The 8,585-nt window shown below is 42.8% G+C and carries 6 protein-coding genes; 4 read left to right on the top strand and 2 right to left on the bottom strand.

Features of this window, described 5'->3' with window-relative positions; translation table 11 throughout:
• Positions 1 to 119 precede the first annotated feature (119 nt).
• The gene (locus B0I27_RS15845; RefSeq protein WP_106295145.1) at positions 120 to 1,073 is read right to left on the bottom strand and encodes an ISAon1 family transposase; all 954 of its coding nucleotides are present in this window, start codon (positions 1,071 to 1,073) and stop codon (positions 120 to 122) included.
• Positions 1,074 to 1,086: 13 nt separating this feature from the next.
• Positions 1,087 to 1,473 carry an ISAon1 family transposase N-terminal region protein gene (locus B0I27_RS15840; RefSeq protein ID WP_245925531.1) on the bottom strand — a complete coding sequence of 129 codons (387 nt, stop codon included), beginning with the start codon at positions 1,471 to 1,473 and terminating at the stop codon, positions 1,087 to 1,089.
• 194 nt (positions 1,474 to 1,667) lie between these two features.
• Between B0I27_RS15840 and B0I27_RS15835 the strand changes: the two genes are divergently transcribed.
• The 4 genes from B0I27_RS15835 to B0I27_RS15820 all read left to right on the top strand — a co-directional run bounded on the left by B0I27_RS15835 (position 1,668) and on the right by B0I27_RS15820 (position 8,582).
• On the top strand, positions 1,668 to 2,252 hold the full coding sequence (locus tag B0I27_RS15835) for an RNA polymerase sigma factor (protein WP_106295141.1): 585 nt from the start codon (positions 1,668 to 1,670) through the stop codon (positions 2,250 to 2,252).
• Positions 2,253 to 2,385: 133 nt separating this feature from the next.
• Positions 2,386 to 3,561, top strand: a complete 1,176-nt coding sequence (locus tag B0I27_RS15830; protein ID WP_106295139.1) for a FecR family protein — start codon at positions 2,386 to 2,388, stop codon at positions 3,559 to 3,561.
• A gap of 152 nt (positions 3,562 to 3,713) precedes the next feature.
• Positions 3,714 to 7,103, top strand: coding sequence for a SusC/RagA family TonB-linked outer membrane protein (locus B0I27_RS15825; RefSeq protein WP_106295137.1), 3,390 nt, complete (start codon positions 3,714 to 3,716; stop codon positions 7,101 to 7,103).
• A gap of 12 nt (positions 7,104 to 7,115) precedes the next feature.
• Complete coding sequence (locus B0I27_RS15820) at positions 7,116 to 8,582, top strand: RagB/SusD family nutrient uptake outer membrane protein (protein ID WP_106295135.1); 1,467 nt, start codon at positions 7,116 to 7,118, stop codon at positions 8,580 to 8,582.
• Positions 8,583 to 8,585: the final 3 nt, after the last annotated feature.

The raw sequence follows: 8,585 nt of genomic DNA, 5'->3' as shown, positions 1-8,585 counted from the left end.
TATGGATCTTGCAAGGGTATTCTTCTTTTGGGATTTTAAAATGATCTACAAAAAAACGACTTTTTTATTTCCCCCCCAAGAATTCCGCTTGATCCAAAACTTGTGGACTAATACTCTTTTCAAGCATAAAGTTGTGTGAGGCGGTACAAGAAGAATTCGGTATTTCTTACTCCTCTGAACTGGCTTCTGAACGCTTTTATTTTGGCATTGAACGACTCTGCTGAGGCATTTGTAGATCTGCTATCGAAGTAGTTTAGGATTGTTTGATAGTGGTACTGAATAGATCTTGAGATCGTATTGAAGGACTTAAAGCCAGATTGCCTTACAGCCTCATGCCATTTGGCAAGCCTTGCCAGACCATAAAGTTTGTCGTGAGTTTTCTCAAAGATGTTGCTCAGGCCTAGACTTAAGTTGTAGGCCTGTTTAAGTTTAGGATATTTTTCAAAGAGTAGATCCGCCCGCTCTTTTTGGCTCTCAGACCAGCCATCAGGTCTTCTATATAATACATACCGGCTCCGGGCCAGTAGTTGTTTCAGTGTGTCACCATTTGATAATACTTCCGCATGGAAGGCTTTCTTTGCTTTTCTAGCCAGATCTATTGCTTCGTTTTCTGCCTCTAAAGCTTCCCAACGGTACTTTATACGCATTTCCTGCAATGCTTCGGTTGCCAGTTTCTGAACATGGAACCTGTCGGTCACCCGCACTGCTGAGCGGAAGCACCGCTTGGCAATAAGCTCCATGTTACCTGCAATATCCAGGGTGATCTCCGTGACTTTCATGCGTAGCTTTTCAGGAATTTTCTGCAATACTTCTATAACGGTTTCTGCCTTTGTACCGGCGATAATGGCCACGATAGCGCCCTTTTTACCCTTAGCGGCCTTATTGGTAAGTATAGTATAGAGCTCTCCATGGGATAAGGAGGTCTCATAAATGGATAGCTGAGGGCCTAAGTTCTCCGGGTACAACAGCCAATCTTTTGCATGGGATCTTTGGTTCCAGTCCTTGAATGCACTTAATGACTCCCGGTAGTTACGCTGCAGCGTTTTGCCTTTTACACCATAGAAACCCCCAATCGTGTGGACCGAGTTAGGGCTGGTATCGACTGATTTCTTTTAAAAAAGCCGCGAATCCCTCTGTTATTCGCGTTCCTTCTGCAACAATATTCCAATCCCGGTAAGCCACCTTGTTTGTGCTGGTATTCAACCAGCGCCGACGTTTGATATGAAGAAACACCTTGTGTCCACGAATAGGAAAATCCTGCACGGTAATGGTAGGAAAGAAACCTTTGGAAAGCAGTTTCTCTCCATCAGGCACATTCGGCGTAATATTAACTTCCTGCAGGTCCAGGTGAAAGATATCTTCTTCCTTGCGAACTTCTTTGAGTTCAAAAAAGTCAAGAATAAAATCTGGGAGTAGTAGGCTTATTAAAGTGTGATATCCGTCCTGCATGAATGTTCTAACCTGAAAATCCAAAGCTAGAAATTTACCTCATGCTCCACAAGTTTTTGACTTGATCCGTCTTAGTCACTGATACTGTGTGTTTTTTGCTGTATTCTTTCCATCCTTGATTCAATTCGCTCTTGCTTATTGAAAATTTGCCCATATTTCACGTTTCTTTACGAAATACATCAAATAAGTCGCATTTTGTTTTAATTTTGATATCTAGGATGGTACAAAAGTTAGGAGAAAGCGAAGAGGATGTTCTGCATTCACTAAAACAAGGAAATGTATCTGCGCTTAGCAATTTGTACAAAATCCATGTTGATCAGCTTTATGGCTTCGTCCTGAAGATAGCAAAGTCTCCCACGCTGGCTGACGATGTTGTTCAGGACACTTTTATCCGCATATGGGAATCCCGCCACAACATCGACACCTCCAAGCCGTTCAAGCCACTTTTGTATACTGTAGCCCGCAGACATCTTTTAAACCTGCTCCGCCGGGCAAGTCACGAACAAGTTATCGTATCAGAGATTAAACAGTATACTACTTTTTCGGAGAACGTAACCGATCTGCAAACAGAATTCCTCGAAAGCAATAACATATTGAACGACGCAATAAGGAGCTTATCTCCTCGCATGCGGGATGTCTTCGTCCGATGCAAGATCGACGGCTACTCATATAAAGAAGTCGCCAATGAGTTCGGCATCTCAGAAGGAACAGTCAATAGTCAAATTGTAAAAGCAACCAAGTCAGTCAGGAAGTTTTTCCAAACGCGAGGAATGACAACGCTCTTTTTTTTATTTTTTTTCTGAGTTATTATCAAAAATGCCTGTTCGTACAGGTCTCTTATATTGGAATTTTAAGCTTTTTTTAAAAATAAAGCACTTTTTTCCTCTAACCAGTATATGATTCCTTCCTCTTAATTGTATTACTGTTAAAAGATAGATGTTGAATAAGGAAATCGTCCTGGTTTTTAAGAAGTTTATCAACGATAGCTGCGATGCCGAAGAACAGGATCGTGTATTTTCGTATTTGCAAAACGGGGAATTCCTTGATGAATGGAACCGCGCTATAAGCGAAGAAGCAGACAAATCTATCGACGTGAATGTGCTGTCAGCGCTAAGCTCCCAACACAAGGATGAGCTGGAAAACAAAATTCTGAAGAAAATTTCCAAGAGAAGTATCCCATACTGGATCAGATACTCAGCTGCCGCTATCGTGTTGTTAGCACTTGGCATTTCGTTGTCAACGTTTGAAAAAGATCAACCTACCCAGGAGCCGGCAGAGACTCTAGCAGCGAATGTAGAGCCGGGGCGTAATGTGGCCAGTCTGACTTTGGCAGACGGGACGGTAATCAATCTCGACGACAAAGGAGCAGGTAAGCTGAGCACTCAGGGAAACGTATCTATCATCAAGAAGGGTGACGGAGAGATCGTTTATCAACCGATTGACGACGTAAAACCCGTTACCGCCAACAATTCATTAGCTACTCCACGAGGCGGTCAGTATCAGATAACACTTCCCGACGGAACCCATGCATGGTTAAACTCCGCTTCTTCCATCGAGTATCCTACTAGTTTTGGTCCTAAAGAAAGACGAGTTCGCATCAAGGGAGAAGTATATTTTGAAGTAAGCCATAACAAAAATAAGCCTTTTATAGCAGAGACAGATGGTCAGGAAATACAAGTATTAGGTACTCATTTCAATGTCAACGCCTATAAAGATGAGGGTGCTATTAAAACAACCCTTTTGGAGGGCAGCGTAAAGATAGCTATATCGTCAACGAAATCTCTGGTGCTAAAGCCGGGACAACAGAGTTCTGTTATGCCTGGAAGAGACCAGATCAATGTAAAAAGAGTAGACACCGAAGCCGCTACAGGATGGAAAAACGGTGATATTCACTTCAATAGTGCTGATTTAAAAGGGGTGCTCAGGCAGCTTGCCCGTTGGTATGATGTAGATGTCGATATGACCCGGGTTCCGGCTGTTAAAATAAATGGCGTTATCTCCAGAAATGTAAGTCTTGCGGTTGTCTTAAAGGCTATAGAAGCAACAAGTGACGTTCACCTGGCGATTGAAAATAAACCAAACGGAGAAGGAAGGAGGATAATTATGAAATAATTCTCCCCGGTTACAATTATTAAGATGTCAAAACTCCCCGATACTGCAAATATCGGAGAGCTCTCCGGAGTAGCTGCAAACTCTCCATACAGGAATTAAGATTGTAAATCCAGAGCAATTCAGAAAAAACAATCCATTAATCTTCACAATTTATGAATCTTCTTTTACATAAACGTCGTGCGCCTTTTTTGGTTTTCAGAATCACGATGATATTAATGTTCGCCTGCTTGCAGGTTAACGCCAGCGGCTTTGCGCAGACAATCACACTTACTCTTAAGAATACTCCTGTTGCTGAAGCGATCAAGCAGATCAGAAAGCAAACAGGCTATAGTTTTATTTACGAAGAGAGCTTTGTTGCAAATGCAAAGCCTGTTTCCGTTACATTAAACAAATCATCGATCAAAGATGCAATGGAGAAGATTTCTTCAGGGCAACCCTTTACTTTCGAGATCTCTGACAAGCTCATCTACTTGAAAAAGCTGGAGGCCGTCAAGCAGATTAAAAGTGATCCTTTTATCCAGGTTAGTGGTAAAGTGACTGATTCCGTTGGGAACACACTTCCCGGAGTGTCAGTGTCTTCGAAAGAACCTTCCAGGTTCGCCAGAACCGATCAGGATGGCATGTATGTCATAACAGGCGTACCCGCTGACGGAGTATTATACTTCTCTATGATCGGATTCCGTACACAGGAAGTTAAAATCAACAACCGCAGCACTATCAACATCAAGTTGAAGGAAGAAGCAGCTTTGCTGAAAGACGTTGTTGTTACCGGAGTATTTGAAAGGAAAGCGAGCAGCTTCACCGGTGCAGCTGTTTCTATTTCAAAATCAGAATTGAAAAGAAATGGAAATGCAAATCTCTTCCAGGCCTTGAAAAACATTGCGCCTTCCATGGTGATGGACAATTTCGATATGGGTTCCAATCCGAACACGATGCCCGATATTCAGATTCGCGGAACTTCCACTTTTCCTGTGGATCAGTCTACTATGAATACGGGCCTAAAAGGAAACTTCCTTAAAAATCCAAATGAGCCCCTTTTTATACTTGATGGTTTTGAGGCTAACGTCGAACGCATATTCGACTTAGACATGAACCGCATTGAGAGCGTAACTATCTTAAAAGATGCAGCCTCAAAAGCGTTGTACGGATCAAAAGCAGCTAACGGAGTAATTGTTATAGAAACGACAAAAATCTCATCCAATAAGCCGCTGGTTACCTATAATACGAGTCTGGACGTCGAGATGCCTGATCTATCAAGTTATAATCTCACAAATGCACTGGAGAAGTTAGAAGCAGAGCGTATTGACGGTATGTATATTGCTCCCTCTATAACATTCGATGCTCCGGGAACGGATGTCAGATTACAACAGAGTTATAACTCCAGACTTAAGCTTGCCCTGGAGGGACTTGACACTTACTGGATCGCCAAACCATTGCAAAACGGAATTGGTCAGAAACATGCATTATCCGTCGAGTTAGGTGCAGATGCCCTGAAAGTAATTGCCGACTTATCTTACAGAGATGTCACAGGTGCGATGAAAGGTTCACAACGAGAAACTATTTCTGGTAGTGTTAGCGCATCCTACCGCTTGAACAACTTTTTGTTCAGAAACATCAGCAGCCTGGTAAGTAATAGTTCCGCCGACTCTCCGTATGGTCTATTTAGTGATTATGTTCAGATGAACCCTTACTGGAGAGCCGTTAACGTGGATGGAACTATACCGTTCTACGCAGAGTTAGGAGCAAATGGTGAAAGATACACCAATCCACTATACAACTCGACGCTGAATTCAAAGAACACTTCGGGATATTTGAACTTCATCAATAACTTTTATTTGGAGTGGACACTTCTGCCTGGATTAAAAGCTACCAGCCGTATAGGTATTGATATCAGAAATACAAATGCAGATGAATTCTATCCTTCAAGCCATACAATGTTTGATACGTATAGCGATGTAGACGCAACACGTAAAGGCTCGTACCAGGTAAATACCGGAAAGAGTACTAACCTTTCGGGAGATTTAAACGTCAACTACTCTAAACAGGTAAATAAACATTTCTATTTTGTAAATGCAGGCTTCAATGTTAGCCAAAGAGATTACAATGAGTTGATCCACGAGGTCGAAGGATTTGCAAGTGACCAGATGGATAACATTACTTTCGGACGCGCCTATGCTCTGGGCTCAAGGCCGTATGGCGTGAGTGGAATTACCCGGGATATCGGATTTCTTGCCGTTGGTTCCTACATGTGGGATGACCGCTTTATATCCGACCTTACACTAAGGACAAATGCTTCATCGCAATTTGGTGCAGATAAACGTTGGGCAAAATTCTGGAGCCTTGGTCTTGGATGGAACCTTCATAAAGAACAGTTCCTGAAAGATCTGGGATTTGTAGAAAATTTAAAGATCAGAGGTTCCCTGGGATCAACCGGAAACCAGAATTTTAATTCAAATGCCTCGATCGCTACTTACAAATACTATCTGGAGTCATTGTACCAGGGTTTCCCTGGCTCGTTCCTGTTCAATATGGCAAACGCTGGTTTGCAGTGGGAATCTAAATTTGAATACAACGCTGGTTTAGATGCAAAGATCAAGAAGCTAAACCTCCGTTTTGATTATTATCTCGGCTATACTGAAAACCTCCTGACAGATGTAACCTTACCTAACTCATCAGGATTTGATATCGTAAAGGACAATTTAGGAAGGGTGCAGAATAAAGGTGCCGAACTTTTCACGTCCTATCAGGTATGGTCCAGAGGTAGAAGTTTTCTGAACCTCAACTTCGGACTCGAAACAAACAAGAATAAAATTGTCGAGCTATCTGATGCCATGGAGACTTATAATAGCCGGATGGACAAATTGGCCGCGGATCAAGGTAATAGCCGCCCGGTTAAGAAGTATCAGGATGGTATTTCCATGAACGCTATTTGGGCGGTTCCCTCATTGGGTATTGATCCCGCAACCGGGAACGAGATCTATGTTGATCGCAGTGGAAACACAACGTTTATTTGGAATGCAAGCGATATGGTAGTTGCTGGAAACTCTCTACCCTCGTACCAGGGTACCTTCGGTTTCAGCGCTGAATACAACCGTGTTGGCGTAAGCGTAACAGGCCGTTATCTGGGCGGTGGGCAGCTTTACAATCAAACGCTTGTAGATCGTGTGGAGAATGTCGACATGAACTTTAACGTAGACAAGAGAGTTCTTACCGGTCGCTGGAAGAATCCTGGTGACAATAGCTTGTTCAAGCGTTTAGGTCAGTTTAGTCGCCCGACCGAAGATGGTACCTCCACCACTCCTGAAAACGAAAAAACCAGAGCAACTACCCGCTTTGTACAAGATAGAAAGGAAATCAACATAGGAGCAATAAATGTGTACTATGATTTTGGTCCAAAAGTGCTTTCGAAATTAGACTTCCAACGTCTTCGTGTAAGCGCGAATATGAATGAAGCGGCTCAGTTCTCTTCCATTCGTATCGAAAGAGGAACATCGTATCCATTTTCAAGAACGCTTTCATTCTCTTTATCAGCTACATTTTAATCAGGAAACATCATGAAAGAAATTAGATATTTACTACTCGGCCTTACTGTAACCCTGTTCACATCATCTTGCGAAAAAGGATGGCTGGATGTTACAGCAAGTAATGAGATCAAGGCCGAAGATCAGTTTAAACAAACTTCCGGATTCAGAGACGCCCTGATGGGTGTGTATATTGGGATGACCAAGCCCGAGCTATACTCCAGAGATATGACATGGAATCTGGTTGACCTGCTTTCTCAGCAGTATAATCCATTACCAAGCCTGGCACAATATGATAAAGTACAGCAGTTTGATTACAAAGCAGTAGAAGCAGTCGACAAGGTCAATGCATTATGGAATAATCAATATAATGTGATCGCGAATGTAAATACTACCCTCGGATTTGTAAACAAGAGTGAGGGTGTACTGAATAAGATCGACTACTCCATTATCAAAGGTGAATTACTCGGTTTGAGGGCTCTACTTCATTTTGATCTGATCCGTTTGTACGGACACAGCAATTATGCCGGCAGACCCGAGCTTAAAACCCGGCTGACTATTCCTTATGCTACCTCATTCACGAAGGACCTGATCCCACAGCTCTCTTATGATGAGACGTTCAAACTGTTGGAGAAAGATATTCAGGATGCCTTGGAGCTTCTCACCGAAGATCCTATTTATGCAGATCCTCAGCGCCCCCAGAATTACTTCGCCGAAGTCAATAGGGGAGGATTTTACAACGACAGGCATTTACGCATGAACTACTATGCCGTAAAAGCGCTGCAGGCACGGGTATTATCCTGGCAGGGTGGTGATAAGATGGCTGCTGCAGCTGCAGCAGCTGAGGCTGTCATAGCTGGCTCTAAAGCTAAATTGATCACTCCAGCCACTAATATAAATGCCGACCTCATCTTGTCTACTGAGCATATCTTCAGTTTGCAGGTTACGGCATTTGCAAATATTAACGCATCCTATTTCGATGCAGTTCTCAACACAAATTATGATGCGCTCTTCATCCCTACCAGCGTCGCACAGACGATGTATGAAGCGAATGTGCCAAGTATTGGTTTAACGGATATCCGCTACACGAAGTTGCTGTCATCTTCATCCAGAGGCATGGTTCCAATCAAACTAAGGCAAGGAGATGTACCAACCCCGACCGGCTTGATGCCCTTGATGAAGGTTCCTGAAATGTACTATATCGCTGCCGAGCAGTATATCAAATCAAACCCGGCGAAAGCGGTTGATTATCTGAATATAGTAAGGGCAAGCAGAAGTATAACTCAACAAATTACGCCAACTGCCAGCACCACCGTCCTTGAAAATGAACTGTTCAAGGAGTACCGGAAAGAATATGTAAGTGAAGGACAATTATTCTTCTACTTCAAAAGGACCGGACGTGAGACTATTCCAAACTTGGCTGGCGTGGTAGCGGGAGATAAAATTTATATGCTTCCTTACCCAGACAGCGAAGTGGAATTTGGAAACAGGATTCAATAATTA

Origin of the sequence: Arcticibacter pallidicorallinus (assembly GCF_003002875.1) — a bacterium.
GTDB lineage: Bacteria > Bacteroidota > Bacteroidia > Sphingobacteriales > Sphingobacteriaceae > Arcticibacter > Arcticibacter pallidicorallinus.
The sequence above is the reverse complement of the archived record's forward strand: the minus strand, read 5'-3'. Positions and strand labels throughout refer to the sequence as shown.

What these genes read in the sequence shown, in the direction of transcription:
- B0I27_RS15835 (WP_106295141.1), top strand. Translation starts at nt 1,668, where the DNA reads ATGGTACAAAAGTTAGGAGAAAGCGAAGAGGATGTTCTGCATTCACTA.
- B0I27_RS15830 (WP_106295139.1), top strand. Translation starts at nt 2,386, where the DNA reads ATGTTGAATAAGGAAATCGTCCTGGTTTTTAAGAAGTTTATCAACGAT.
- B0I27_RS15825 (WP_106295137.1), top strand. Translation starts at nt 3,714, where the DNA reads ATGAATCTTCTTTTACATAAACGTCGTGCGCCTTTTTTGGTTTTCAGA.
- B0I27_RS15820 (WP_106295135.1), top strand. Translation starts at nt 7,116, where the DNA reads ATGAAAGAAATTAGATATTTACTACTCGGCCTTACTGTAACCCTGTTC.